General features: G+C 56.6%; 21 protein-coding genes. 15 read left to right on the top strand and 6 right to left on the bottom strand.

Features of this window, described 5'->3' with window-relative positions; translation table 11 throughout:
- The 8 genes from HFP54_RS23715 (at position 1) to HFP54_RS23680 (ending at position 10,246) form a co-directional block, all read left to right on the top strand.
- Positions 1-255 (top strand): hypothetical protein, encoded by a 255-nt coding sequence (locus tag HFP54_RS23715; protein ID WP_146414843.1) that lies wholly within the window; start codon positions 1-3, stop codon positions 253-255.
- Between the two features lie 194 nt (positions 256-449).
- A complete protein-coding gene (locus HFP54_RS23710) occupies positions 450-1,112 on the top strand; it encodes a hypothetical protein (protein WP_168567067.1) in 663 nt (220 codons plus the stop codon).
- A 354-nt stretch (positions 1,113-1,466) separates the two neighbouring features.
- Positions 1,467-2,384 (top strand): DUF1559 domain-containing protein, encoded by a 918-nt coding sequence (locus tag HFP54_RS23705; protein WP_168567144.1) that lies wholly within the window; start codon positions 1,467-1,469, stop codon positions 2,382-2,384.
- 60 nt (positions 2,385-2,444) lie between these two features.
- On the top strand, positions 2,445-3,230 hold the full coding sequence (locus HFP54_RS23700; RefSeq protein ID WP_168567066.1) for an acetolactate decarboxylase: 786 nt from the start codon (positions 2,445-2,447) through the stop codon (positions 3,228-3,230).
- A 182-nt stretch (positions 3,231-3,412) separates the two neighbouring features.
- Positions 3,413-3,799 carry a hypothetical protein gene (locus HFP54_RS23695; protein WP_235952287.1) on the top strand — a complete coding sequence of 129 codons (387 nt, stop codon included), beginning with the start codon at positions 3,413-3,415 and terminating at the stop codon, positions 3,797-3,799.
- 128 nt (positions 3,800-3,927) lie between these two features.
- Positions 3,928-5,706, top strand: a complete 1,779-nt coding sequence (locus HFP54_RS23690; RefSeq protein ID WP_168567065.1) for a TolC family protein — start codon at positions 3,928-3,930, stop codon at positions 5,704-5,706.
- Positions 5,699-7,051, top strand: coding sequence for an efflux RND transporter periplasmic adaptor subunit (locus HFP54_RS23685; RefSeq protein ID WP_168567064.1), 1,353 nt, complete (start codon positions 5,699-5,701; stop codon positions 7,049-7,051). The genes HFP54_RS23690 and HFP54_RS23685 overlap by 8 nt, the downstream gene beginning before the upstream one ends.
- Positions 7,052-7,132: 81 nt before the next feature.
- Entirely contained in the window at positions 7,133-10,246 is a 3,114-nt protein-coding gene (locus tag HFP54_RS23680; RefSeq protein WP_206036370.1) for an efflux RND transporter permease subunit, read from the top strand.
- Here HFP54_RS23680 and HFP54_RS23675 read toward each other — a convergent pair.
- The 5 genes from HFP54_RS23675 to HFP54_RS23655 form a co-directional block, all read right to left on the bottom strand.
- Complete coding sequence (locus HFP54_RS23675) at positions 10,243-12,723, bottom strand: DUF1588 domain-containing protein (RefSeq protein WP_168567062.1); 2,481 nt, start codon at positions 12,721-12,723, stop codon at positions 10,243-10,245. The genes HFP54_RS23680 and HFP54_RS23675 overlap by 4 nt on opposite strands.
- A 13-nt stretch (positions 12,724-12,736) precedes the next feature.
- Positions 12,737-14,014 (bottom strand): DUF1552 domain-containing protein, encoded by a 1,278-nt coding sequence (locus tag HFP54_RS23670; RefSeq protein ID WP_235952285.1) that lies wholly within the window; start codon positions 14,012-14,014, stop codon positions 12,737-12,739.
- Positions 14,015-14,213: 199 nt separating this feature from the next.
- On the bottom strand, positions 14,214-15,605 hold the full coding sequence (locus HFP54_RS23665; RefSeq protein WP_168567060.1) for a FecR domain-containing protein: 1,392 nt from the start codon (positions 15,603-15,605) through the stop codon (positions 14,214-14,216).
- Positions 15,602-16,153 (bottom strand): sigma-70 family RNA polymerase sigma factor, encoded by a 552-nt coding sequence (locus tag HFP54_RS23660; protein ID WP_146414834.1) that lies wholly within the window; start codon positions 16,151-16,153, stop codon positions 15,602-15,604. Before HFP54_RS23660 ends, HFP54_RS23665 begins: the two co-directional genes overlap by 4 nt.
- A gap of 164 nt (positions 16,154-16,317) precedes the next feature.
- Positions 16,318-17,211, bottom strand: a complete 894-nt coding sequence (locus tag HFP54_RS23655; protein WP_168567059.1) for an SHOCT domain-containing protein — start codon at positions 17,209-17,211, stop codon at positions 16,318-16,320.
- A gap of 282 nt (positions 17,212-17,493) precedes the next feature.
- Here HFP54_RS23655 and HFP54_RS23650 point away from each other — a divergent pair, with 282 nt between their 5' ends.
- From HFP54_RS23650 to HFP54_RS23620, 7 genes are all read left to right on the top strand, one after another.
- Positions 17,494-18,855 (top strand): arylsulfotransferase family protein, encoded by a 1,362-nt coding sequence (locus tag HFP54_RS23650; RefSeq protein WP_168567058.1) that lies wholly within the window; start codon positions 17,494-17,496, stop codon positions 18,853-18,855.
- Positions 18,852-19,037: a hypothetical protein gene (locus tag HFP54_RS23645; RefSeq protein ID WP_146414831.1), complete on the top strand. Its 186-nt coding sequence runs from the start codon at positions 18,852-18,854 to the stop codon at positions 19,035-19,037. Before HFP54_RS23650 ends, HFP54_RS23645 begins: the two co-directional genes overlap by 4 nt.
- Positions 19,038-19,040: 3 nt before the next feature.
- A complete protein-coding gene (locus HFP54_RS23640) occupies positions 19,041-20,390 on the top strand; it encodes a sulfotransferase (protein ID WP_168567057.1) in 1,350 nt (449 codons plus the stop codon).
- 523 nt (positions 20,391-20,913) lie between these two features.
- Positions 20,914-23,319, top strand: a complete 2,406-nt coding sequence (locus tag HFP54_RS23635) for an arylsulfatase (RefSeq protein ID WP_206036369.1) — start codon at positions 20,914-20,916, stop codon at positions 23,317-23,319.
- 163 nt (positions 23,320-23,482) lie between these two features.
- Positions 23,483-23,962 (top strand): hypothetical protein, encoded by a 480-nt coding sequence (locus HFP54_RS23630; RefSeq protein WP_168567055.1) that lies wholly within the window; start codon positions 23,483-23,485, stop codon positions 23,960-23,962.
- Positions 23,963-24,084: 122 nt separating this feature from the next.
- On the top strand, positions 24,085-24,435 hold the full coding sequence (arsC, locus tag HFP54_RS23625) for an arsenate reductase (glutaredoxin) (protein WP_168567054.1): 351 nt from the start codon (positions 24,085-24,087) through the stop codon (positions 24,433-24,435).
- A gap of 4 nt (positions 24,436-24,439) precedes the next feature.
- On the top strand, positions 24,440-24,976 hold the full coding sequence (locus tag HFP54_RS23620; RefSeq protein WP_235952283.1) for a magnesium-dependent phosphatase-1: 537 nt from the start codon (positions 24,440-24,442) through the stop codon (positions 24,974-24,976).
- Here HFP54_RS23620 and HFP54_RS23615 read toward each other — a convergent pair.
- Positions 24,973-25,881 carry a PhzF family protein gene (locus HFP54_RS23615; protein WP_235952281.1) on the bottom strand — a complete coding sequence of 303 codons (909 nt, stop codon included), beginning with the start codon at positions 25,879-25,881 and terminating at the stop codon, positions 24,973-24,975. The two genes, HFP54_RS23620 and HFP54_RS23615, sit on opposite strands and share 4 nt — an antisense overlap.
- Between the last annotated feature and the right edge of the window lie 53 nt (positions 25,882-25,934).

Raw genomic sequence — 25,934 nt, 5'->3', positions numbered from 1 at the left:
ATGGCTGTAGGCGAACATCGCGATTGTTTCGGCACCATGTATCCGGACAATCTGCATTTGAAAGTCGGGCGCACGAATCGCGGAAAGGTTTTCAGCGTTCAGATGCAACGTACCGCCGCAATGATGCCGGCCGAACGAAAAATTACCGTCGATACGGAACAATGGGACCAGTGCACGGCCTGTCCCGAGTTCAACAGTTGTTACAAGCTGTGCGTCGCGAAGGTTGCTTTGGAGTCGGTCGTTGCCACGGCGTAGATGACGCTTCGCCTATCGCCAGCAAGTCATGGTCGATCGCGATCGGGTTTCGGATCGACTTCGTCAGGAATTGCTTACACTGACCCCTGACAACGCTTGTGGGATAAAACTCCACGAGTGCCACGGCGTTGTGAAAGGATGGGTTGCGGATGATAATCAGGGTGTGAGGAGCGAGCGCCAAGACACCCCGGCGATTGTCCATTTTGTATTTTCTGATTCGATCCTGTTTGCGTGACGGAAAGCCACGACGCAGCCTTGGTTGGCTATTGCTGTGGTCGGTCAGTTTTGCGCTTTTCGGCGTTATCGGTCATCCCAGTGCGACGACCATCGGCAAGCCGACCGATGAACGATACCCGTGTGAAGACTGTCCTTGCGGTTGTGCATCTGCCGAATTCTGTTGGGACCAGTGTTGCTGCCACACCGATGAAGAAAAGCTGGATTGGGCTGACCGAAACGGCGTCACGCCCCCGGCCTTTCTGGTCCAACGTGTCGGCCGAGCATCGCCGCGTTTGGCCGTCCAGCGTTCAACCGCACGGCAAAGCGAAAACGCGTGTTGTTGTTGCCAGAACGCCGGTCCAGTCGCCGCCCCGGCCGTCACACCACAATCAGATTCCGACAAGCCCGTTGGTGGTACGACGGAGTCTTGTTCGCCACAAGTGGTGCTGATGTGGAAAGCGGCCAAGTGCCGCGGGCTTGCCGCATTTTGGTCAATGTTGGCGGTGGCGTTTGTCAACGATTCGGACGGTCCCAGGTTCCAGTTGCTTCCAGTGGGGTGGCATCGTCTTGGTGACCAGATGGCTAGTTCTCCCGTCGAACCGGTGGATCCACCCGTGCCCCTTGGTCCACTTTCTTCTTAGCGGCAGACGTCGTTTTTCTCGTTTGGCTTGGCCGTCGCCAACCGCCGGCATGCGTGTCGGTGCTGGGCATCGCTGCATCGGTGGTTCGTGATCCGTCACGGTTGTGGCTGTCTGGCCGGACGGTGCGTGCCGCGCCCCGCGTCGCGATTCCACGACGCCGTTGAAGTACGCAGCCCAGTGTGCTTTGCGTGAATCGTTGACGCATCGGTGAAGGCCGCCAATGCCGCTTTTCATTGCTTCTGACACGAACGGATTGTCCCGTCGTGTCCTTCGCCGCTGCGCGCCCGTTGGGCGTCCGACGGAACACGATCAAAGACTTGACCGAATATCACTGAGACCTCATTCGCCATTCATATGCATCATTCATTTTTGGGCGGGCACCGACGACACGCGTTCACGCTGGTCGAACTATTGGTTGTCATCGCCATCATCGGCATCCTTGTCGGCCTGTTGTTGCCCGCGGTCCAATCCGCTCGTGACGCGGCGCGGCAAACGCAGTGCAAGAACAACATGAAGCAGATCGGGCTTGCACTGCACATGTATCACGACACGCTTCGCGGTTTTCCGCCGGGGTGGATGTCACGGCATCCTGACACCGGCAAAGCGTATTGGCTGGGACGTCCCGGTTGGGCGTGGGCATCACAGTTGCTGCCGTACTTGGAACAGGGCAACGTCGTCGACAATCGGATTGATTTCGAAAAGCCGATGCTTGACGATTTTCATCGCGAAGCACGGGAAACCGTCATCGCGACTTATGTTTGCCCGTCCGATGCGGCGGCGCCCACGTTTGTATTGCCGCCTGGGCCGATGCCCAAGCCAAATTACAACGCGGACTACCAAAGCACGTTGGTTGCGAAAGCCAACTATGTCGGCGTCTTTGGAACCGTTCGCATGTTCGACGCCGGGTGTCCCAAGGGTGATTGCGAAGGCAACGGGACCTTCATGTTGGAACGGTCGTTGCGTTTTCGAGACATCACCGACGGATTGTCCAATACGTTTGTCGTCGGCGAACGCAATTCGCGGTATTCGCCGTCGACTTGGATTGGTGTTTTCGCCGGTGCCGCGCATGCCCCAGGACGCGTGGTTGCGGTCGCCGAAAATCCGCCGAACTCCGATACCAGTCCCGCATTCACTTTCAGCAGTGACCATCCGTCCGGGACGCATTTCTTGAAGGCCGATGGATCGGTCGCACTGGTCTCCGAACAAATCGACATGGAGACCTACCACGCATTGTGCACCCGCAGTGGACGCGAGGTGTTCGGTGAATACTGATTTCCATTTTCTTGTGGTCGACAGCATCCGTGTCGGCCGCTTACCCAAAGGAGCCTTTTGATGCGACACCATCACTTCATTCCGGTATTCGTTTTGTCATGCTTGGCAACCGCGTGTTCGGCATTGCATGCAGAAGAATCAACGTCCCATTCGTCAACCTCTGGGGATCAACGCGGCGCCCTGTTGCAGTTCGGCCAGATGCATCAAGTCATCGGGATGAAACAACATCATGGCCGTGTGCGACTGTCAGATTTAAAACCTGTGTCGAACCTGTTCGCCGTCGGCGCATTGGAGGGCTTGGAGGGAGAGATCACGATAGCCGGCGGGCAAATGGTGATTTCACAGGTCAATCCACAGGGACAATTGCAGTCGGTTGCGGGCGATACCGGCGACCGGCAAGCCACCATGTTGATCGGTGCCCACGTGGACGCTTGGGAAAAGACGGTGGTCCCCAAAGACCTGACCGATGCGGAGCTGGACACGTTCATCCAGCAACAGATCCAACGGCGTGGCGGTGATTCATCCAAACCGATCATGTTTCGGATCGTTGGGGAATTCGCCAAAGCTGATGTTCACGTGATTCACGGTGCCTGTCCGGTTCACGCTCGCATTCGCAAGGAACCGATTCCGCCGTCGCAACGCCCGTTCGAAGAAACGGTTCACGATGTATCGGCCCAAGTTGTTGGTGTTTACGCCGAAGATGCCGTTGGCAAGCTGACCCATCCGGCCACCCGAACTCACAAGCACCTGATCTTTCGACGTGAGGTCGGTGATACGCCTTTGACGGCACATGTCGAACTTCTAACCGTACGTGCGGGTTCCGTTTTTTACCTGCCGGCCGATTGAAGATTCGATGAATGGGGTGATCTGTTAGGTTTCAATTCATCGCGTCACCGTTGATCGCGGGACTTGCAGGCACGCATCGTCGTCGACATGTTCGGCGGCGATGCTGGGACGGCTGCTTGCATACAGGCAGCTGACGCAACGTTGCTTTACATCAGGATTCGCGATCGCGATGATGATTCACCATGAACAGGTCATCGACGCGTTCTGCATCGCCATCTGCCGATCCGCCCACGCATCACTGCCCCGGATGTGGCGCGTCGCAGCGCAGTTTCCCTCGCTATCCCTGGCATTTTTGTCAGAAATGTTTGTCGTTGGCCGAAGACGCCGATGGCCGACGGTTGCAGTTTGGAAACGTCGGATTTTCGGGCGGTTTGTATTGCAAGTATGCCGACGAAACAGACGTCCGGTTTGACGATTGTGGGTGCGTCTTCTGCTTGATCCATGACCGGCCCGTGATGGTCACCGAGGCTCGTTTTGGCGGTGTGGTTGCACAGCCGATCGTGTCAGTGCCTGCGCTGCAAAATCTGTATCGCCGAAACGTCAACCTGACGCTTCCCGGTGACAGTTAATCGTCTCCATCGCCCATCGCTTACTGGATGATCAGGTTCGTCTGTGTCTTGGACGGCACCCCGGAAGGATGGGGCCGTGTCGATTGGGCTTGCGATCAACGAACATTTCGATCTATGCGGGTTTCGAGATGTTCAATTTTCACGGAATCCGTCTGGGTCTAGCCTGCGCCAAGCTCGGTCCACTGTTATGTCTGTTGACGACGGGATGCCTCGTCGGCGTCGGCGGATGCGCCAACCGAGAAGCGATCGGTCGGCTGAACAACGAACCTTTGCCGACGTTTTCCGATTCGGGGCCGGCGGAGATGTCCGACCGCTGGTGGACCGCATTTGGTGATGCGGAACTCAACGCCCGAGTCCAGCAGGCGTTTGGTGGCAATTACGATCTGGCCGCCGCGTTACAGCGAGTCTCGGCCGCCCGCGCGGTGGCTCGTCGTCAGGCATCGGACTTCTTTCCCGACGTCAATGGCGTCGCGACTGCGGGCGGCGACTTTGGCCCAGGCGACGACGATTTCCCCAGCGTGATCGGTTTGGACGCCTCGTACATCGTCGACCTCTGGGGCCAGATCGATGCGTTGGTCGATGCGGAACGTTTGCGAGCCTCGGCCACGTATTCCGACTATCAGACCATCGCGTTGGCCGTTTCGGCAGAGGTCACGAGGACGTGGCTGAATTTGATCGAAGCGAAAGCGCAGCTGGAACTGTTGGACGACCAGATCGAAACCAACCGCACGGGACTGGACCTGCAGGAATCGCGATTCGGTTTGGGGCTGGTTCGCAGTCCGGACGTTCTGCGTCAGCGTCAGTTGTTGGAGTCGACGTTCGAACAGTACGCCGTCGCCAAATCGCGTGTCGATGTGCTGGAGCACCAGTTGGCGATCTTGTTGGGCGAACTACCGCAAACGGCCAGCTATGATCCGGGAACCCGTTTGCCCGACATGCCGGCGTTGCCGCGAACCGGATTGCCCGCCGAATTGTTGAATCGGCGACCGGATGTTCGCAGCGCCTTTCTGGCATTTCAGGCGGCCGATCGTGATGTGGCGGCGGCGATCACCGATCAGTTCCCGCGGCTGAATCTGACCGGATCCGTTTTGAATGTTGCCGATTCACCTGAAAATTTGTTCCGTGATTGGTTCGTGTCGATCGGTGGCCAGTTGGTTGCCCCGCTGATCGACGGCGGCCAGCGACGTGCGGAAGTGGATCGGACCACATCGGTGGCACGTTTGCGCTATAACGAGTACGGCCAGACGATGTTGATTGCGTTTGGCGAAGTCGAAGACGCATTGGCTCAGGAACGCTATCAGCTGGAGCGGCTGGAACACTTGGCCGAACAGACCGAGCTTGCACGCAAATCGTCCGAACAATTGCGTGAACAGTACCTGATCGGCGACGAAGACTATTTAGCCGTTCTGACCGCGATTCAGGGCTGGCAACGTTTGCAACGCGAATCTCTGGCCGCTCAACTAGAATTGCGGTTGATCCGCGTGTCGTTGTACTTGGCGTTGGCCGGTGGCTTTGATCCCAGAACCCAGGCCGCCGATATCGTGGTGGTGTCCACGGTTGATGTGGAATCACCGGCGCGGGATGAATCCGAACCAGCCGCCACCGATGCCGATTCGGGTGATGAAGACCGACCGGACGGTTTGCGTGACGATTCGTCGGCCGAATCGTCCGAGACGAATGGAATGCCCGGCGACGAAGAACGCAGGCAGGATGCTGGTGACGACGTTTTGCCGGCGCCGGACAGTCCGGACCGTGAGCGCCTGATCGATTTATTATCGACGGGGCCGAGTGTTTCGGCACCGAACGAGCTATTGAATGTCGAAGCGTCCCGAGCAAACTGGTCGGGGCCGACCCGCCTTCCCACTCCGCCCTCCTTCGAAACGATCGTCGCCCCGCCTGATGAGTAGCCCGCCAAAGCAGCATTCCGGATGGCAATGGTTTCGAATCATTGTCAGCGTGATTGCCTGTGCGGGAATTCTGGCCGGTTCGGTGTGGGCGGTCGTGATCATCAACCAGACCGAGCCGACGGCGCAAACGATCAACGCCAAACGCAAATCGTCGGCGTTGGTGGAAACGATCACCGTTCATCGTCAGACGTGTCGACCCACCATCACGGTGCTGGGAAACGTTCAGGCCGCCCAGGAAGTCTCGCTAAGTCCGCGTGTGGACGGCCAAATCATTGAACTGTCGCCACACTTCATCCCCGGCGGGATGGTCAAGGCGGGCGACGTGTTGCTGAAGATCGACCCGGCGGACTTTGAAAACGATCTGCGAATCAGCGAAAGTGAACTGCGTAAAGCGGAGGCTTCGCTGGATATCGAATCCGGCCGACAAAGCTTGGCGCAGAAAGAGCTGAAGCTGCTGGAGGGGACCATCGAGGGGACCAATCGTGCATTGGTCCTGCGCGAGCCGCAGATCGCGTCGATCCGCGCCGAAGTTGCCGCCGCCCAGGCCGGTGTCCAACGAGCAAAATTGCGTTTGGATCGCACGAAGGTGCTAGCACCGTTCGATGCCCAGGTGTTATCGCGCACGGTTCACGTCGGATCTCAGGTCGGTACCGGTGACGAACTGGGACAGTTGGTCGGCATTCATGAATACTGGGTGTCCGCCGCCGTACCGCTACGCAGCCTGCGTTGGATCCAATTTGCCAATCCCGAATCGGTCGGATCCTACGATGCCGATACAGTACCCGACGGCTCGGAAGTCATCCTGCGCGATCGTGATGCTTGGGGACCCGACGTCCATCGAATCGGTGTGGTTTCGCGGATGATCGGTGCGCTGGACCAGCGAACACGTTTGGCAAGGGTGCTGATCAGTGTTGCCGATCCGCTTAGCCTGCAAGGTGACGACCCGCCGTTGATCATTGATTCGTTGGTTGATGTGGAGATTCAAGGACGACCCATTCACGACGTCGTACGATTGTCACGGTCCTATCTTCGTGACGGTGACACCGTCTGGGTGATGCAGGACGATGAGTTGCGGATTCGACAAGCCGATGTGGTGTTTCGTGACGCCGACCATGTTTACATCCGTGATGGATTGAACGACGGCGATGAAGTGGTCGCGACCACGCTGGCAACCGTTGCCGATGGGGTCTCCCTGCGAAAAATCGAATCGGACAAGAATGAAGCCGGCGATTCGAATGAGACCGAAGACGCTGAAACCGGGGCACCGAAAGTACCCAACCAAGCGGATTCGACCGAGTCCGATGAAGACACGGACCCAACGGGACAAAACGACGATGAAACGTAAACCGACCGACCTGCGGATCATGTAAACGCGATGGAACGTGACGCATCCTCATCACCGACACCTCGCGGTCCGATCGCGTGGATGGCTCGCAACCCGATCGCGGCAAACCTGTTGATGTGTTTGCTGTTGGGCGGCGGAATCTGGTCGGCCTTTGCGGTCCAAAAGGAGGTCTTTCCGCAGTACTTGCTGGACGTCGTCGAAGTCAACGTCGGCTATCCCGGCGCTTCGCCGGAAGAAGTGGAACAGGGGATTTTACGCCCGATCGAAGGTGCCATCCGCAGCGTCGAAGGCATCCGCGAAATCACCAGCGAAGCGCGTGAAGGTCGTGGCGAAGTCTTGATCGAATTGGTCGGCGGCAAAGATCGGGTCAAAACGTTCCAAGAGATTGAACAGGCGATCAATCGGATTCGAACGTTTCCCGAACAGATCGAACAACCCGAAGTTCGGCTGCAGTCCGAGCAACAAGAAGTCATGCAGGTGGCGATCTATGGACCGATCGATATCTGGGCTTTGCGACAACTGGCCGAACAGTTGCGGGATCAGTTGCAGGCGACCGAGGAGATCACCCAGGTCGAATTGCGTCGTGTGCCCAACTATGTGACCCACATCGAAATCCCACGCCAACGTTTGCGTGAATACGGTCTAACGCTCAGCGACGTCGCCGACATCATTGGTCGATCCAGCCGTGACGTGGCAGCCGGTTCGGTTCAAACCGACGCGGGCGAAGTGCTGTTGCGAGTCAAAGCACGCAAACAGTGGGCGGACGAATTTGCTGCGATCGAAATTGTCTCCGGACAAGGCGGCCAAGTCGTGCGTCTGGGCGATATCGCTGAAATTCGTGACGGTTTCGAAGACGTCGGCTTTCATTCACAGTTCAGCCAGACCCCGTCGGTGGAACTGGACATCTTTCGTGCCGGTACGCAATCGCCCATCGAAATCGCCGAAACGGTGGAAAAGACGATGGCCGACTTTGAAACGGTCTTGCCACCGGGCGTCAAATGGCGAGTCGATCGGAACAACGCCGAGGAATTCCGGCGCCGTCTGTACCTGGTCCTCGAAAACGCCGTCATCGCCGTCGGCATCGTGTTGTTCATCTTGGCTTTGTTCCTGGAAATGCGGCTGGCGTTTTGGGTGATGATGGGCATGATGGTGTCCTTCATCGGCGGGCTGGTGTTCATGCCGGTGGTCGGTGTCAGCGTCAATATGATTTCGCTGTTCGGTTTCCTGGTCGTTCTTGGAATCGTGGTCGACGACGCCGTGGTGGTCGGCGAAAACGTGCACGAAAAACGGCAAACGGAACCGGATCACGAGGAGGCCGCGATCAAGGGGACACAGCAAGTTGCCAGTCCAGTGGTGTTCAGCATCCTGACGAACATTGTTGCCTTCGTACCCCTGATTTTTATTCCCGGCGAAACCGGCAAGTTTTGGAAGCCGCTGCCGATCGTCGTCATCATTGTGCTGACGCTTTCGCTGATCGAATCGCTGTTCATTCTGCCCGCCCACTTGGCCCACGCACGTGATGCGGGCCAGCGCGCCGACGGCACGATCCGTCGACGTGGTCTGGGGGCATGGCTTCACCGGGGCCAGCAGGGCTTCAGCCGCATTTTCAACCGCCTGGTGGAATTGCTTTACGGGCCGCTGTTGCGTGGGTGTCTGCGGTACCGTTACGTGACGACGTCGGCGGCGCTAGCGTTGTTCATCATCGTCACGGGTTATGCCAACAGTGCCCACATGGGCATGATATTAATGCCCGAGGTTTCGGCCGATGAAATCGAAGCGGGTGTTCGTATGCCCGTCGGTACAACCCAGGACCAAGCCGCCGAGATCGCCGATACGGTGACGCGGGCCAGTTTGCGGATGTTCGACGAACACAATCTGTATGAAGTCGCCGAAGGCATCAAAACCAACGTCCGCGGCCAAAGCTTCATCGACGTCGAAATCGTGATGAAGCCGCCGGATCAGCGTGACATGACGGCCAAGGATGTGATCGACCTGTGGCGTGAATCCATCGGCGATCTGCCCGGTGTCGACCAGGTGACTTTCGAAGCGGAAAGCGGGCCCGGTGGTCATCGACGTGATTTAAGCATTGACCTTAGCCACAGCGACATCGACATTCTGGAAAAGGCGTCCAAGGCGTTCGTCCAACGGGTCGAGCAGTACGCCGATGTTCGTGACGTCAACGACAGTTTCAACCGTGGCAAGAACCAGTACGACTTTCGGCTGCGTCCTGAAGGCCGCGCATTGGGGCTGACCGACGAAGAACTGGGACGACAATTGCGTGGTGCCTATTTCGGATCCTTGGCACTGCGTCTGTTGCGCGGAACCAACGAAAACGAAGTCCGGGTGAAGTTGCCCGAACACCAACGCGAAGACATGCACCACTTGGAAGACCTTGTCATCCGTACGCCTAATGGTGCCGAGGTTCCACTGTTGGACGTCGCCGACGTGGAAAAGAACGTTGCATTTTCGTCAATCACTCGTCGCGACGGCCGACGCGTGATCAATGTTTCGATGAACGTCGAACCCAAGCGAGCGATCACTCAGGTCTTGGCCGCATTGCAGCAAGAGGAATTGCCTGCACTGCGCGAAGATTATCCTGGCATCACCTGGACGTTCGAAGGCAGCGATGCGGAAATGCGTCGATCCACGTCATCCCTTTATGGTTCGTTCGGATTGGCTTTGGCCGTCATCTATTCGCTGTTGGCGGTTGCGTTTCGCGGGTACGTCCAACCCTTGATCGTGCTGGTTGCGATTCCCTTTGGCATCGTCGGCGCGGTACTGGGGCATATGCTGTTGGGATACGATTTGTCACTGGTCAGCCTGATGGGCGTGATCGCGTTGTCCGGCGTCGTGATCAATGACTCGCTGATCATGATTGACTATGCGAACCAATTGCGCCGTGAGGAAACGGCGATCCAGGCGATCACCTTCGCCGGACTGCGACGCTTCCGCCCGATCTTGCTGACCACGATCACCACTTTTGGTGGCTTGGTGCCGCTGATCTTTGAAACGTCACTGCAGGCCCAGTACATCATCCCGATGGCGATTTCCCTGGGCTTTGGGATTCTGTTTGCCACCGCGATCATCTTGGTGCTGGTGCCCTGTCTTTACATGATCCTGGAAGACATCACCGTGCTGTTTGCATCCCGTCGCCGCGAACCGGAAGTCGCGGCTGAATTGGCGGTCGATGCTTAGCGGTTGGTTTCGCGAAACAGCGGGCTGTCCATTGCCGCGGCCATCGTGTCGATGATTCGGTAATTGTGCCTGGACGATCGTTTCACGATGGCTTCGATTTCACTGAAGTTATCGGGGGCGACACCGTTGGCGTACGTCAAAAACTTCGTGACGAAACAACGGACAAAGCGATCACGGCTGACATCATTCGTCATGATCTGACGAAATTCCGTGACGTCATCGTAACGGGCGCCGCTAAGAAACGTCGCTGATGCGTCCACCGGAATGGTGACCACGTCGGCTGTGCGGCGTCGCCGATTTCCCCCTGCGGACGCATCGGCAGGCTGGGATGCGTCGACGTAATGATCACGCCACGCACCGATCGGATCGAAGTTTTCGAATGCGTAACCGAACGGGTCGATGTTTTGATGACAAGCCGCACAAGACGTGTCGCTGCGGTGCGCTTCCAAGACTTCACGGATGGTTCGCGCCGATCGAATGTCGGGTTCTTGGATGTCCACGTCCGAAGGCGGCGGGGCGGGATGGATGCCCATGAAGTTTTCCATCACATAAACCGCACGATGGATGGGGGACGTGCTAAGCGTGTCAGCGGTCAGGGTCAAAAACGCTCCCATCCCCAGGAAACCGCCGCGTCGACCATCACCGAACGTGTACTTGCGTAGCACGGAATCGTCGGGGACGTCGGTCAAACCATAGACCGTCGCCAAATCCGCGTTGACGAACGAATAGTCGGCGGTCAGAAGTTCGGGAATCGGATGGTTGTTGTGGACGTTGTGCTGAAAGAAAGTGACGGCTTCGCGGACCATGTCGTCACCGATTTGCTTCTTTTCGTACATCGGATATCGATCGACATCCGGTGCCATAAAGTTGATGCGATCCAGTTGCAGCCAAGCGTAGGGGAATTGGCGAAGGAACGGCTCGGCGCGGCCGGATCGCAGCCATTGGCTTAGCTCTTCCCGGATCCCAGCTTCACTGTCGAACCGCCCCTGTTCGGCTTTGGCCATCAACGATGCGTCGGGGATACTCGCCGACAACACATTGCTGAACTTTGCGGCAAAGCGTTCGTTATCGGTCAGCTGGTCACTGCCCGGCATCAGGAACGATGGCGACATCAAGATGGCCACAATGCCTTCCTTCAACGCGCCGACGATGCCCAAGGAATCCGCATGACGTTGGACAAGTCGAACGATGGGATCCAGTTCATCGGCGGTGACACTGCGCCGCCAGGCACGCCGGGCAATGGGTTGCAAAATTGCCGCGGCATCGTTCAAGGATGGCTCCGGACCAAGCAAAGCGGTTTGGCGTTTGGGCGGCCATGAATCATAGAACGGCCCTTCGATGGTCAGGCCGCCGATCATCGGACGCGGCCCTTGCCAATACTTCACCCAGTGGACCCAATGACTGGGCATGTCGCGGCGATTGGTTGCCCTCGGGACTTCTTCGGTCACGACCCGACGGTAAAGATTCGGTTTGTGTTCCTTGATGTAGTCATGCCCGATGCGATATTGGAACTTGAAGTTGCCGTTGTTCAACAACCGAAGGCCATCGGTTGCGAACGAGAATTCAATCGGTGTCCCCGCCGCCAACCAATAGGTGTCTTCGAATATCTGGAATTCGCCTTCGGCCAATGAAAAGTCCACGCTTCGATTGCCCAAATGCATTCGCAGGATCAAGGGGTCGTCATCGTGGATGCCGGTCGCTTCTTGTGGATAAACGTGCCGATCAAGTGCTTTGGCTCGGACACTGATGCGGTAGTACCCGGTTGCGGTCGTTTCTGGGAACGTCTTACAGACCGCCCTTTCACGCGGGCTGCGGATTTCGATGCCCTGGTCACTGCGAAAGGTCCGGTCGCGGCGTTGGCGATTTCCGTTGTCTTGAACCATCAAATCGTCGGGGGCGCCGACATGGTGTTGTGATTCAGGTTGTGGTTCCGAAAAGATGCATTGATCTAGGACGGCGCGAACCGCGGCCAAGTATTGGTCCAGATGGAATTCGCTGATCCCCAAAGTTTCACCGTGGGTGTCGAATCCGTCATGCAGGGTGTCACCCAACAGCATCGCCATGGGATCGTTCGTGCCGACATGATCAAGCAGCAAGACATCGCGGACGCTGTTTTCGAACTCGCGGTTGTTCAAACGGCGTGGCGGCGTCCGCAGTGTCGGTGCCGATGCACGTTCATAAGCCGTCACGGAGTGTTGCAGGAACGATTGCAGTGTCTGTGATTGTTCCGTTGACAACTCGCTGGCGTCATCGGGCGGCATTTCGCCGGCGCGGATCCGCTGCAGGCTTTTGATCCATAACTGGACATTGGACTGGTCGGGGGCGCGCCCCAAGTCGTGCAGACTGAAGTCGCCTTCGGGATCGGGACCGGTGTGGCAATCGGCGCAGTGGTCCCGCAGCAAGGCTTTGTCGGCAAAGCACGGTGCGATGGACGGCACGAAGACAACCACCAGCGTCGTCAAAAACGTTCGGTGCATCACGGACATCCTTTCAAGCTTTGCCATGGTTGAAATCGAAGGCGCCCGAACTTTGGTTGAACTGTTCGTACTCCAATCCAAAACGTTGCAAGATGGCCAAATACAAATTGCACAGCGGCATGTTGTCACCGCTGGAATCACGCGTGTCGACATGCCCGCAGTGTTGGAAACCACCACCGGCGACCAAGATCGGAAGGTCGCGATTGGAATGGGTTCCCCCGTATCCCATGCCGCTGCCGAACAACACGACGGTGTGGTCCAGCATGCTGCCATCCGCATTCGGTTCGGGGATTTCGTCTAGCTGTTTCAGACAACGCGACAGTTGTTGGACTTGGAACGATTCGATCGCAACTAGTTCCGCAACGGTGTCTTCGCGTTTGCCATTGTGCGTGCAGGCGTGATAACCCCTGGTGACACCTTGGATGTCGGTGTACTTCAGTTCGGGGGAAAACCCGATGGTCGCGACCCGAGTCAAATCCGTTTGGAACGCATAGGACACCATGTCAAAGATGGCTTTGTAGTGATTTTCGATCGTGATTTCGCCACCGCTGACGTAGCCGTCCAGTTCGAATGTCGGCTTATCGCGATCCACCCACTGTTGGCGATCGACCAGGTTGTGTTCCAGCGTGCGAATTGAATTTGCGTAAAGATCCAAGCGTTCCTTGTCGGCTTTGGGAGAATTTTTCCGCAAGCGATTGAACTGGTCGAAGGCGGCATCCAACACGCTGCCGTTTCGCTGCAGCAATTGCCGACGTTCCTGCCGCTGTTTGGCTGTCAGGTTCAGAAACAGATAATCGTACATTCGTCGAATGTCGGTGAACGGTTCGATGTCCACCCCGTTGGCGTTCCAGCTAAGCCGGATGCTGCGCTGCAAGCAAGCATTGACCGAAGCGAATCGGGTCTGCGTCCCCGTCCGTCTAGCGACGATTTGATCAATCGTCATGTTCTTTTCTGGATACGCCGCGCTGGTTTCCGGAAGCACCCCACTTAGAAACGCGATCTCGCGACCATGACCACTCTTCATGTTGTGGTCGGTGTGCGACAGGATGCTCAAACGATCCTTCAGCCACTGCAGCGAACGGATCGTCTTTGGAAACCGAAAGTCTTTGCCAAACTGTTGCGGAAAGAAGTGTTCGGGATGGGCACCGAAAGGATTCCCCACGATCAGCAGACGCTTAGCATGCGGCGAGCTGCTGCGTGGCGTTGCGGCGGAACCGGGGGTGGATTCCAGCATCGGCAACGCCATCATGCCGCCGCCAAATGAACGTACCAAAGCACGACGATTCAACATCAATGATTTTCCAAGGCGGGATAGAGGTGGGGCAAACAGTCGGTGGGTGCGGTCTTTATCCTAAACCAACGAGACAATCTGCCGCAGATTCCGGAAAAAAACGACGACGGTCTTTCCAGTCGCCGCATCCAATTCAATGTCGAAACATTGCCGGCCAACGGAACAGGGAGTGCGGTGCGGAAGGGCGAGGCAACCGTGTTCAGCGGACCGTCAATTCCAAGACCGGCCCGACGGATTCGGGATGACGATCGCTGGCAAACATATGCGTCATGCCGACGCCGATGCCTTCGATCTGCGTCGTTTCACGGACCAAGATTAACGTGATCGGTCGATCCGCATGTGACCGCAAAAAACGCAGTAGTTCGTCAGATTCAATGCCAAACGTGCCACGATTTTGGCTGCGTTCGATTTCGAATTTTCCCAATAGAACACCATCTTCCGGCCCCGGTGACGCTTCCCAAGTCGGTTCGACGTCCCAGCCGAATTTTTCAGGGTTGGTCAATCCATAGATCGCGAACCGGTTGATACGGGGAAGGCGTGAAACGACACCGCGAGTGCTGGGGACCAGGTTCAAACGCACGCGTGCGTGGACAACGTCAGCGACGTCGATGGGGGTCACGTCGAATTCGAAAAACGAACGAAAGTCCCATTTCCCCGTGCCGCTGCGTTTGACCGACAACACCGCCGGATCGATGAACTTGTGTCGTTTGTGTGATCGGGGCATCGCCGTACCACAGCGGCCCTCGGTACCGATTCGAAGGACCTTTTGGTCGCGTTGGGCGGGGGCATCGGATTCGCTTTGGCCTCCGACTGCGTCCTCGGGTTCGGATTCTACGGCGGATGGAATCATCGACATCCTATGGGTGGAAATTGAGGCCGCCGATCCCGCCTGGTTAAGACGAATCGAGTCGCCGGTGCTTTGATGATGGACGTCGATTTCGCCATCGATTAACTCGAAATCTGTGCTGTGCCCGTCGTCATCCACGCGGACAGCAAACTTGGTTCCTCGATCGATCGCATAGCCATCGGGAGTTTCCAACCGAAAGCCGATCGCTGACTCGGGGACATTGATCATTGCCGCCCCGGTGGTCAGCTTGGCGGCCATGGTGCTGATCAGTTCGATCTGGGTTGGTGCCTCGACGGTCAGTTCGGCGCCGGAACCGAATCGGATCGTTGCCAAGCCAGTTTTCAGGTGCAACGTTCCCGGACGCAAATCGGATCCTGGATTGGTAGGCAAGACGCTTTCCCAGGCCGCGTTTTCACTGGACACCAACGTCGCAACGACATCCGGCGGCGATTGCCATAGCCCGACCGCGATCATCAGGCACACCGCCGTCGCGAATATCGCGATCATGGTTCGCAGATAGGGGGATCGTGTTTTGACGAGCGATAAAACCGCTTCGTCGGAATCTTTGGTGGTCGAATCCGGAATCTGAAGGGAACGGTTGCGAAGTTCCGTATCGATCCGAACAGCCAATCGATAGCGGCGCTGCAGATCGGGGTCGTTGTCCAACAGACGATTCAGTTCTGCGGTCCCGGCCGCGTCCAGGTTTCCCAGCAGATACTGATGCAACAATTGGTCGGGATTCATGATGGATACTGTGCCGTGTGAATCTGACGTTGAACGCAGTCGGTCAGTTTTTCTCTTAGCCGACCCAGCAATTTGTAAAACGCGTTGGGGGTCTTGCCCGATCGCTCGGCCAGTTCGGTGACGCGTTGGCCGGCGGTGTACGGAGCGACCAAAAGTTCTTGATGAGCCGCGGTGAATTGTGACAGGCATTGCTGAAGGGCCGACCGCATCTCCGCATCCTGTTCATGAATCCGGGTGTCAGGATCTTCTGCCAACATGGTCAAGACTTCATCGCTCAGGATCGGTCGGCGGCGTCGCATGTCTTCGATCAAGTGAAGGCATTTGAAGCGCAGGATCACCTTGGCCCAGGGCAGGAAACCGTCGGCGTTTTCCAGCTGCCATAGCTTTTGCCACATCGTCACGCTGGCTTCTTGCAGTGCATCGTCGACGCTGTTCCAGTCCGGCAGCATGGTTCGCGCGTACACACGCAACTGGTTTTCGTGCCGTAGAAACAGTCGCAAAAATTCGGCTTCTTCCGGCGGCGAAGAGGGAACAGCATTGGGTCGCATGGTCAGCTATCCGGCGTCTTCGATGAACCTGCCGATGAAACCGAGAAAATTCTTTCGGCTTGGCCATCGATCATTCCCGAAAACCCTCGCTCGCGGAGCGACGGATCAACGATCCACCAGCTTTCGCGGGCGAAGACGGTTCGAGGCGGCACGTCCCAAACGTTTCACAGTCGACTGAGCAAATCGGCTTTCTTGTCCGCGAATTCTTGTTCGGACAGATAACCTTTTTCCATCAGCGCGCCCAAGCGATCAAGCGTCTCGATGATGTCGTGCGGGTTGGACGGTTCGCTGGCCGGCATCGGCGCTTCGCAATTGGCGACGTCTTGGATGGGGGCGGATGTCGGCTCGTTGATCGGCGGCGGTGTTGGAGGCTCCGATGCCGGCGGGGCGGGTGGAGCGACGTCGGAGGCCGATGGCGATTGAATGACACCACCGCGCGAAACGACAGGCAAGGTTGCCAGGTCGATCGTCCCGAATTGGCTGGTCAGCAAGATCGAACCGCCGGTTCCCTGTTGCTGCGAAAAGCCACCGATTTGATGGTTCAGCGTGTCATAGACCCAGGGTTCACCGCCAGTGCTGATGGCCAAACGTTGCGAAGCAGGAAAGTAGGCGTAGCGAATGTTGTTTTGTGAACCGATGGCCGACGGTGCGCCCAATTCGACCGGCCACCAATTCGTGTCCGGGTCGGGAACGAATAGCGTATTCTGGGATCCGATGGTGCCGGCAGCCTGGGATTGTGCCGATGATCCGTTCTGGCTTTGCGACTGAAACGATCCCGAAAATGGCACCAGTTGATGGTTGGCAAGTTCGTTGGAGATGTCTTGGCAAATGCCATCGACACGGTTCTTCAACGCATAGTTGAATAGGTCGCTGACCATGGTCATACCACCCTGCATCCATTGACCCGAGCCGCCGAATTCCGGGTGGTTGAACTGGGCCATCGTGCCGTTGCCGTTATGAACAGCGATCAGCATGTGCGTGACTGCATCGGTCGACAGCCCGTATCGCTGGGCCAGTGTCTGGACCAATTGTTGACCGGCGGAAGATAGTTGGGACACGGTGGGGACTTTGAGTTTTTTGGTCGGGAAAAAGAGTGGATGCTCCGCCTTGGTATCTGCATTCTGCACCCTGGCGGGCCGGACCGGAAGCGGCAACCGATCGATCTGTCGCCCCCCGTCGCCAATCTTTGGGATCGAGCTCATCCGTTTCTCCCCGGTTTTCGCCAAGCGGGTGCGGATCGCCCAAGCCATTGTTTTCGGTCCCATGTGGTGGCGGTTGACCCTGCTTAAACGGCCCCGGTATGTTCACCGCCGATTCGCCCCAGTTCTTCAGAGAGACGAATGTCTTCGAAACCTGTTCGCGACCGGAACGATTTCGACGATAAATCCCCGTTTCAGGCATTGGTCTTGCGGGCACGCTGGGCCGTGCTTTTACTGTTCGTGTTGGTCTTTGGGCTGTGGTACGGCAGCCGGATTCAGAAAAAGCTGGACGATCGCCAGCAATTGACCCCATTTGAACGAATCGTCGGACGTCTACGCGATGTCCCTGAACACGCGACCGCGGTGATCCAAGACCCCGACGTTGTTCGTAATTTGGACACCGAACCGGAGACGGCGTTGCCGCCGGGAACGGTATCGGTTGTCGGCGTCGACACCATCCCGGTACCGAAGGACTTTCTGTACAGCCGCTATCACCAAGATTCCAATCAGATCAGCGTGATTCGTCGTCGCTTGGCCGACAATCATGTGGTTCACCGTTGGGATTGGTCCTATGACGATTTGGCGTCACGTTACAAACAGTGGCTGAAAGAAAATCAACGGCGATACCCGAATTTCAGTTTCCGCGGTCCCATTCGGTTTCCCCTGGCTTCGCCTTTGATAGTGGAGGGTGGCCGCCTGGTGACGCGTCTACAGCAATCGCTTTGCTGCTTTGATCCCGATGGCACGTTGCTGTGGCAGTCACCCGAGATGGTGCACCATTCGGTGGAAGTCGATCATGACGGCAATCTGTGGACGTGTTCCATGGTCGCCGATCAAGAGGGATTTCGCGACGACGTGGCTCTGAAGATTGACGCAACGAATGGCCAGGTTTTACAGCGGTATCCGATCAGTGAAATCTTTCAAGCCAATCCAGAACATGACTATTCGCATCACGCACGGTCCGACACTGACCCGTTCCATCTGAATGACGTCCAACCGGTTCGGCGGCGATCGGAGTTCTGGGAACCGGGAGACGTCTTTTTAAGCTTGCGAAACATCAGCAGCGTCCTGTTGTTCCGGCCGTCAACCGGAAAAGTGCTATGGAGCAACGCGGTTGCGTGGTCCTATCAACACGATGTCACCGTGGTCAGCGATCATCAAATCAGTGTGTTCGATAACAACGTGATGAACAATTCGCCTTGGGGTTCCGGATTCGTTTACCGCCACGGCGATCAAAATCGTTGCATGGTTTACGATTTCAACGCTGCCCAAGCCGAGTCGGTCTTTCAGGACATCTTTGTTCGCCACAATTGCAAAACGCCCACCCAAGGTCGCGTGAAGTGGTGGAAGGAAGATGCCTGGTTGTTTATCGAGGCGTCGGATCAAAGCTTTTTCGTCGCGGCTGACTTGGACAGTGACCGTTCCTACAAGTTTGTTTGCCCCGGCAATCGTGATGGCAAAGTGGGGCACGTCGCTTGGTTCCGTTTGATGGATCCATCATGAAAGTCTTGGAAAGCATGCTTGCGTATATTGGCCCCGGGATTGGCATCGGTGGCCTCGTCTTGTTGCTGGGATTTGTCGCGGCGGGCCTGTTCCTGGTCTATGCGTTTGCGATTTTGCCGTTGCAGATGCGTCGACGTCGTAAACGCGATGAATCGAATCCACCTCTTGATCAAGGCGATTGATTCATGCCGGCATTTGCGGCTGGATTTCTGTCGGCTTTGATCGGATTGTTTCTGTACCGCTGGACCGGGTTCCAACACTGGGTGGACCGCTTTCTGGTCACGTTGGGGCAAAGTGTTTATGAACTGAATCGGTACAACCTGGACGACCAAGTCCGGCTTCGCAAAGCTCAACGCGATGCCATTGCTTTGGTTCAGTGTCTGTTCACATTGTCCATTGCTACGATGGGAATCGTGGTCGTGTCGGGATTGCCTTTTCTGGCCGTTTCGTTTGCGGGGCGGTCCGGTGTCGATGTAGTCGGTCAGGCATTGTTGGGCAGTGTGCCGATTTGCGTGATCTATGTTTGGCGATTTCGCCGACCAACGTCAGCGGACCAGTATCCCGCCGGTAAGCAGTGCTTTTACTATCTGACGCTGGGCGTCCCGTCGGTCAGCTTGTCCGCCGGTCGCATCGATCGGTGGGTGTGTGGTGACCGTCCCGCCAACGAAGGCATCATCGTGACGGGCCTGGCACGTGCGGGAACGACGGCGATGTTGCGTGTGTTGCATCAGAACGACCGGACCTGGTGTCTGACGTATCGCCAGATGCCGTTTCCGATGGCGCCGCGATTGTGGAAAACGCTGAATCGAGCGAGAAGTCGTGCGGTGCAGCGGACACATCGCGATGGGCTGTGGGTCGATCTGGACAGCCCCGAAGCGTTTGACGAGTTCATTTGGCGCGTCATCTTGAAGGAAGATTTTTATCGCGACGGTGCGCTTCATCGCCATGCCGTTTCGACGCAGCAGATCGAACAGTTCCAGCGACTTGCGACGGTCGGGGCTTCACCGTCGTTGGTCTATCTGTCGAAGAACAATAACTTTCTGTTAAGAGCGGAATCGTTCTTGGAACAGACCCAGCAATACACACTCGTGTTGCTGTATCGCGATCCGATTCAACATGCCCAAAGTTTGCTTCGCCAGCATCGATTGCACTGTCAGTTGCAACTGCAATCACCCTTTGTCGTGGACTACATGGACATGTTGGGGCACCACGAATTCGGTTTGAATCGACGCGACTTTGTCTTTGAATCGCAAGCCTTTCGCCACCATGACCCTGACACGGTTGATTACTGGATCGAACGTTGGCTGGATTACTATCGATACGCGTTAACCTTGCCTCGTGATCGAATTCGTATCATCGGCAATGACGCGGTGCGCAATGATCCCGTGTCGGTTTCCGATGCCGTTTTGGCCGGAAGTGCGATCGATCAACCTTCGCGTTCACTGGATGGCGTGCAAGTTGAAGCCGATTCCAGTACGCCATTGATCAAGGAAGCCTATCAGGTCTTCAGTCAACTGCAGCGGGCCAGTGTCTAAGTCGGTGTTCGTGACGTGTCCAATGAAGCATGCGTTCATCTAAGCAGGTGGACAGGAGTTTTGTGACAAATGGCAAAACGACGCGTACGTTTCGAAGCTGCGCATTTGCCCGAGACATTGGTTTTTGGGTAACCCGAAGCGTGAGCGAGGCGATGTCAACATCATTGTTTCCTCGCTCACGCGTCGGTTGACCAGTGAATCGCAACTTCAAAACGCGTAACCGAGCAACGGCAATATTCGCGGTTTCGTTTCTTGCCTACGCGTTGAGTTGCTGAACTCAAGTGATCTGTCCGCCTACTCAAGCGATACAGAACGATTGTGGTCGTGAGGTGCACTCAGGAAGTGTCTGTGGGGCATTGCCTGAAGAATCAGTAAATTTGCATCGAACGCATCGACTAAAGAAAAGATCGGGCATTCGACAGGCTGTTAAGATGACGGGATCTCGTCCTCCGATACGCCGAACCGAATCGACATGCCGAAGCGGTTCATCGTATTCCACGTTCTCTCTGCGGGCACACACACCATGTTTGCTTCTCTTCGTATTGCATCGCTGATCTTTTTAATGAGCCCATTGTTGATGGGTGATGGCCCATGGAATCGGACGTCGCTGCCGATTCCCCAGGGGCCTTTTGGTGGCAAAATTGGATTGCGGCCATCAGATTCGGTCAAAGACTTTCCGGCCGAAGTCAAACCTCCCAAGGGTGCGCCGAACATTCTGCTGATCTTGACCGATGATGTGGGCTTTGGCGCCAGCAGCACGTTTGGTGGACCGATTCCGACGCCGACTTTCGATCGCTTGGCGAAGTCTGGGTTGCGGTACAACCAATTTCATACCACCGCGTTGTGTTCACCGACGCGAGCGGCATTGATCACCGGACGTAACCATCACACCGCGTCGACCGGTGGCATCATGGAGATCGGGGTGGGGTATCCGGGATACAACACGCTGGTGCGAAAGTCTTGTGGCACGGTGGGCCAGATTCTGAAAGACAACGGTTACAACACGTCGTGGTTTGGAAAGAACCACAACGTCCCCGACTGGCATACCAGCCAAGCGGGACCGTTTGATTTGTGGCCGGTTGGTCTGGGGTTCGAATACTTCTATGGGTTCGTTGGTGGCGACACCAACCAGTGGGCACCTGCGATCGTTGAAAACACACGACCGGTCGAACCTCCGCATGATGATCCGAATTACAACTTTGACGAAGACATGGCCGACCGAGCAATCGATTGGATTCAGATGCAGAATGCGGTGGCACCTGAGAAGCCATTCTTTTGCTACTACGCGACCGGGACAGCCCACGCACCCCACCACGCGCCAAAAGATTGGATTGCCAAATTCAAAGGACAGTTTGACCATGGCTGGGATGAAGTCCGCAAAGAAACCCTGGCCCGGCAGAAAGCCCAAGGCGTGGTGCCGCCGGGAACCAAGTTGACCGAACGTTCCAAGGGAATTCCCGCTTGGGATAGTCTGGACGACAAACAAAAAGAGGTCTTCGCCCGCATGATGGAGGTCTATGCGGCGGCTCTGTCGCATGCGGATCATCAATTCGGGCGTGTCATCGATGCGATCGATCAGACCGGCGAATTGGACAACACACTGATCATCTACATCCAAGGGGACAACGGGGCCAGTGCGGAAGGAAGCCCGCAGGGATTGTTGAACGAGATGACGTTCTTCAACAACATCGACGTCCCCTTTGATGAGGTGTACCAGCATCGTGATGAGCTGGGCGGTCCGATGACGTTCAATCATTATCCGATCGGTTGGGCCCACGCGATGGACACGCCGTTCCAGTGGACCAAGCAAGTTGCGTCGCACTTCGGCGGTACCCGCAACGGGATGGTCATGTCATGGCCCAAGCGAATCAAACAAACGGGCACCGTCCGCAGCCAGTTTCACCATGTGATTGACATCATGCCGACGATTTTGGACGCGGTGGGAGTGCCGGCGCCGGATTCGATTAACGGTATTACCCAGGAACCCATCCAGGGCACCAGTATGTCCTACACGTGGGATGATGCTGAAACACCCTCGCATCGAACGACCCAGTATTTCGAAATGCTGGGCAATCGTGGGATCTATGACAATGGTTGGGTGGCCTGCACCACACCCACGTCACCGCCTTGGGTCAGCGTGGTGGACCCGGTGGACGTGATCGATGGATATCAGTGGGAACTGTACAACGTCGAAGAAGACTTTTCCGAGTCAAATGACCTGGCAAAGAAGTATCCGGAAAAACTGAAGGAGCTTCAGCGATTGTTCTATATCGAAGCGGTGAAGAACGATGTCTTGCCATTGGACAACAGCAAAGCTGAACGCTTGGATGTGACCAACCGTCCCAGTCTGACCGCTGGTCGCGACACGTTCGTCTACTACGACGGCATGACGCGAATCCCCGAGGGATCGGCGCCCGATTTGAAGAACAAGTCGTTCGGAATCAGCGCCGTGGTGGACATTCCCGATGATGGTGCCGAAGGATTGCTGATGACTCAGGGTGGCCGGTTCTGTGGCGTGGGGCTGTACGTTTTGGATCGCAAGCCCGTGTTCGTTTACAACCTGGCCGATGTGCATCGGTATCGCGTCGAATCAGAAAAGGCGATTCCCGAGGGTAAGCATGTGGTGACGCTGGATTTCAACTATGACGGCGGCGGTCTGGGCAAAGGCGGCGAAGCCACGTTGTCGATCGACGGTGAAGTGGTGGGAACCAATCGAATCCCTCGGACGATCCCATTCCGTATGTCTTTGGATGAAACCTTGGACATCGGTGAAGACACGGGAACGCCAGTCACGGAAGACTATCAGGTGCCGTTCGAGTTCACCGGTGGGCTGGAATCCGTGACGATCAAGATCACGGATCACACGTTGACCGACGAACAGTTGCAGCAGTACCGCGAAATGCAAGTCAAGGCGGCGCTTTCCCGCTGATCATAGCTTTCGCAGCGCAGGCATCCGCATCTTCGAACCATCAGGGCGTCCACCCGAGGACGTCCTGATTCTCATTTTGCGGCGTGACAGTCTCGTTTCAAAGACGTCCTTGTGGGTTGGGTGACGGTGTTCGTGACCAATCCAAGCCGATGGGGGAATGACGATGATTCGTTGTCAAACGTGGTGTTCGTGTCTGGGCCTGATGATCGCATTGCTGGTGGTGTCCGAAGCATCGGCACAATGCAGTGGGGGTGGCGGCGGTCGAGGGGGCAGCGGCCCCAGTCGGTCGTCATCCTTGGGGATCAGTACCGCCGCGTTTTCACCGACGGCGTCTGATGCGGCTTATCAACGTCAATTGGCGTATCAGCGTCAGCAACTGTATGCGTTGCAACAGCAGTTGTATCAACAACAGCTGATGCTGGCATCGATGCGTCAACAGCAGGCCCAGGAATACGCCCGGCAACAGGTCGATCGACAGCAGTCCATCCAAGAACAACGATTGGCGCGCGCCGAAGCGAAACGGGCCCAGCGACGTGCTCGTGCGGTGGAGCGGATCGCGCTTCGTGACGCGGAATCCGTCGATGAAGACGACGACAGCGACGTCGAAACGCAGGCCAGTATGCTGACGTCCGTTGATCTGTGAACTTGATCGTCGTGGTTGGCGGTCCCTGGTCGACCGGACGGACAAGCGGTCGCTAAAATGCCGCCGCAAGGCCCCCAAAAGGTATCGGGCCAACTTGATCAACCCGACATGCCGATCCGTTGATGACCGAGATTTACCACAACCCTCGCTGCACCAAGTCACGTGAAGCATTGAATCTGTTGCAATCGCGTGGCTTGGATGTGCGAGTGATCAAGTATTTGGAAGAGCCACCCAGCGAGAAACAGCTTCGCCAGATCGTCAAATTGCTGGGCATCCGCCCGGAACAGTTGGTCCGAAAGGGCGAAAAGCTCTTCAAGGAATTGGGGCTGGCGGATCAAACGCTGACGGACAAGCAATGGATCGCGACTCTAGCGGAACATCCCAAACTGATCGAACGGCCGATCGTCGTGCATGACGGCAAAGCGGCCATCGGGCGTCCCATCGATCAAGTGGTCGAAATCTTGGACGGCTGATCCGATGGCCACAGAACATCCCGGCCGAATGCCGGGGCTGATTGTTTTCGATCTGGACTTCACCCTGTGGGATTGCGGCGGGACTTGGTGCGATTGCCTATCGCCGCCCTTCCGATCCAAGGGACCACGTGTCACCGATCGCACCGGACGCCACATTCGTTTGTATGACGATGTGAATGCGATTCTGGAATTCTGTCGGATGGAAAAGATCGCGTTGGCGCTTGCCTCACGCACGGAGCAACCGCCTTGGGCACGCCAGTTGGTGCAGATGTTGGAGATCGATCACTACTTCGCCTTGGCCGAGATTTATCCGTCGTCCAAGTTGAAACATTTCCAAGCTCTGCAATCGGCAAGTGGTGTGGAATTTTGCGAGATGTTGTTCTTTGACGACGAAATGCGGAACATTCGCGAAGTCTCGACGTTGGACGTCACTTGCGTGCACGTCGCTGATGGCATGACGCGAGCGTTGTTTGACGATTCGCTAACTCGTCATGCCGGACGTTCGGCCGATGGTGATGGCGCCAAGCAATGGAATGCCTAGGTCGCGTTTGTCGGTTCGGCGATTTTCCGCAATTGACCATCGAAAACGGTCACGGCACAGCCGGATAATCGGACCCGATCCCCCCGCAACTCACAGTCCACGAATCCACCACGCTGTGATGCCTGGTATCCGATCAATTGTTGGCGACCCAGACGCCGGCACCAGTACGGGGCCAGGCAACAGTGTGCCGACCCCGTCACGGGATCTTCGTCAATGTTGTGGCGTGGTGCAAAGAAACGTGACGTGAAATCGCTTTGCGGCTGCGATGACAATGCCGTAACGATCACGCCGCGTGTTGCGATCTGCTTCATGCGATGAAAGTCGGGGGCCAAGTCAATCACCGACGCTTCATCTTCAACAACGACCACGATGTCAAAGCGTGATTGGAACACCGTGGCGGTGGCCAATCCGAGACACTCCAAAACGGCTTGTTGGACATCTGGGGTCACATCGTCGCGGCGATCGATCGCCGGGAAGTCCATTGTGATTAAACCCTCATGATGCCGGCAGGTCAGTGGACCACTGCGAGTTTGAAAATGAATCGGGTCTGAGCGTCCGACACGCCACGTTTCAAACAACACGTGAGCCGATGCTAGTGTTGCATGCCCACACAAATCGACTTCGGCGGCAGGCGTGAACCAACGCAACGAATATTCGTTTTCAGACTCGCTGGCAACCACAAACGCAGTTTCGGACAGATTCATCTCCGATGCAACGGATTGCATCCATCCGTCATCTGGAAACGAATCCAGCACGACCACAGCGGCCGGATTTCCGGTGAATGGTCGGTCGGCAAAGGCGTCGACTTGTGAAAAAGGAAGACTCATGCGTGTTTGGCCCAGTCCCGGCGTGATGCCGATGCTGCGAAAAATCTGTTCCCGATGGTGGGACAGTCGGTCCATCATCTTGGTTCACGATTCGGATCGAAAGCGGGGGGCCTGCCCGTCAGCGTGATTCC

Origin of the sequence: Crateriforma spongiae (assembly GCF_012290005.1) — a bacterium.
In the GTDB taxonomy this organism is placed as follows: Bacteria; Planctomycetota; Planctomycetia; order Pirellulales; family Pirellulaceae; genus Crateriforma; species Crateriforma spongiae.
The sequence above is the reverse complement of the archived record's forward strand: the minus strand, read 5'-3'. Positions and strand labels throughout refer to the sequence as shown.

What these genes read in the sequence shown, in the direction of transcription:
- HFP54_RS23645 (WP_146414831.1), top strand. Translation starts at nt 18,852, where the DNA reads ATGAAAGTCTTGGAAAGCATGCTTGCGTATATTGGCCCCGGGATTGGC.
- HFP54_RS23640 (WP_168567057.1), top strand. Translation starts at nt 19,041, where the DNA reads ATGCCGGCATTTGCGGCTGGATTTCTGTCGGCTTTGATCGGATTGTTT.
- HFP54_RS23650 (WP_168567058.1), top strand. Translation starts at nt 17,494, where the DNA reads ATGTCTTCGAAACCTGTTCGCGACCGGAACGATTTCGACGATAAATCC.
- HFP54_RS23620 (WP_235952283.1), top strand. Translation starts at nt 24,440, where the DNA reads ATGGCCACAGAACATCCCGGCCGAATGCCGGGGCTGATTGTTTTCGAT.
- HFP54_RS23690 (WP_168567065.1), top strand. Translation starts at nt 3,928, where the DNA reads ATGTTCAATTTTCACGGAATCCGTCTGGGTCTAGCCTGCGCCAAGCTC.
- HFP54_RS23670 (WP_235952285.1), bottom strand. Translation starts at nt 14,014, where the DNA reads ATGTTGAATCGTCGTGCTTTGGTACGTTCATTTGGCGGCGGCATGATG.
- HFP54_RS23660 (WP_146414834.1), bottom strand. Translation starts at nt 16,153, where the DNA reads ATGCGACCCAATGCTGTTCCCTCTTCGCCGCCGGAAGAAGCCGAATTT.
- HFP54_RS23630 (WP_168567055.1), top strand. Translation starts at nt 23,483, where the DNA reads ATGATTCGTTGTCAAACGTGGTGTTCGTGTCTGGGCCTGATGATCGCA.
- HFP54_RS23665 (WP_168567060.1), bottom strand. Translation starts at nt 15,605, where the DNA reads ATGAATCCCGACCAATTGTTGCATCAGTATCTGCTGGGAAACCTGGAC.
- HFP54_RS23635 (WP_206036369.1), top strand. Translation starts at nt 20,914, where the DNA reads ATGTTTGCTTCTCTTCGTATTGCATCGCTGATCTTTTTAATGAGCCCA.
- HFP54_RS23685 (WP_168567064.1), top strand. Translation starts at nt 5,699, where the DNA reads ATGAGTAGCCCGCCAAAGCAGCATTCCGGATGGCAATGGTTTCGAATC.
- HFP54_RS23715 (WP_146414843.1), top strand. Translation starts at nt 1, where the DNA reads ATGGCTGTAGGCGAACATCGCGATTGTTTCGGCACCATGTATCCGGAC.
- HFP54_RS23705 (WP_168567144.1), top strand. Translation starts at nt 1,467, where the DNA reads ATGCATCATTCATTTTTGGGCGGGCACCGACGACACGCGTTCACGCTG.
- HFP54_RS23695 (WP_235952287.1), top strand. Translation starts at nt 3,413, where the DNA reads ATGAACAGGTCATCGACGCGTTCTGCATCGCCATCTGCCGATCCGCCC.
- HFP54_RS23675 (WP_168567062.1), bottom strand. Translation starts at nt 12,723, where the DNA reads ATGCACCGAACGTTTTTGACGACGCTGGTGGTTGTCTTCGTGCCGTCC.
- HFP54_RS23615 (WP_235952281.1), bottom strand. Translation starts at nt 25,881, where the DNA reads ATGATGGACCGACTGTCCCACCATCGGGAACAGATTTTTCGCAGCATC.
- HFP54_RS23700 (WP_168567066.1), top strand. Translation starts at nt 2,445, where the DNA reads ATGCGACACCATCACTTCATTCCGGTATTCGTTTTGTCATGCTTGGCA.
- arsC (WP_168567054.1), top strand. Translation starts at nt 24,085, where the DNA reads ATGACCGAGATTTACCACAACCCTCGCTGCACCAAGTCACGTGAAGCA.
- HFP54_RS23680 (WP_206036370.1), top strand. Translation starts at nt 7,133, where the DNA reads ATGGCTCGCAACCCGATCGCGGCAAACCTGTTGATGTGTTTGCTGTTG.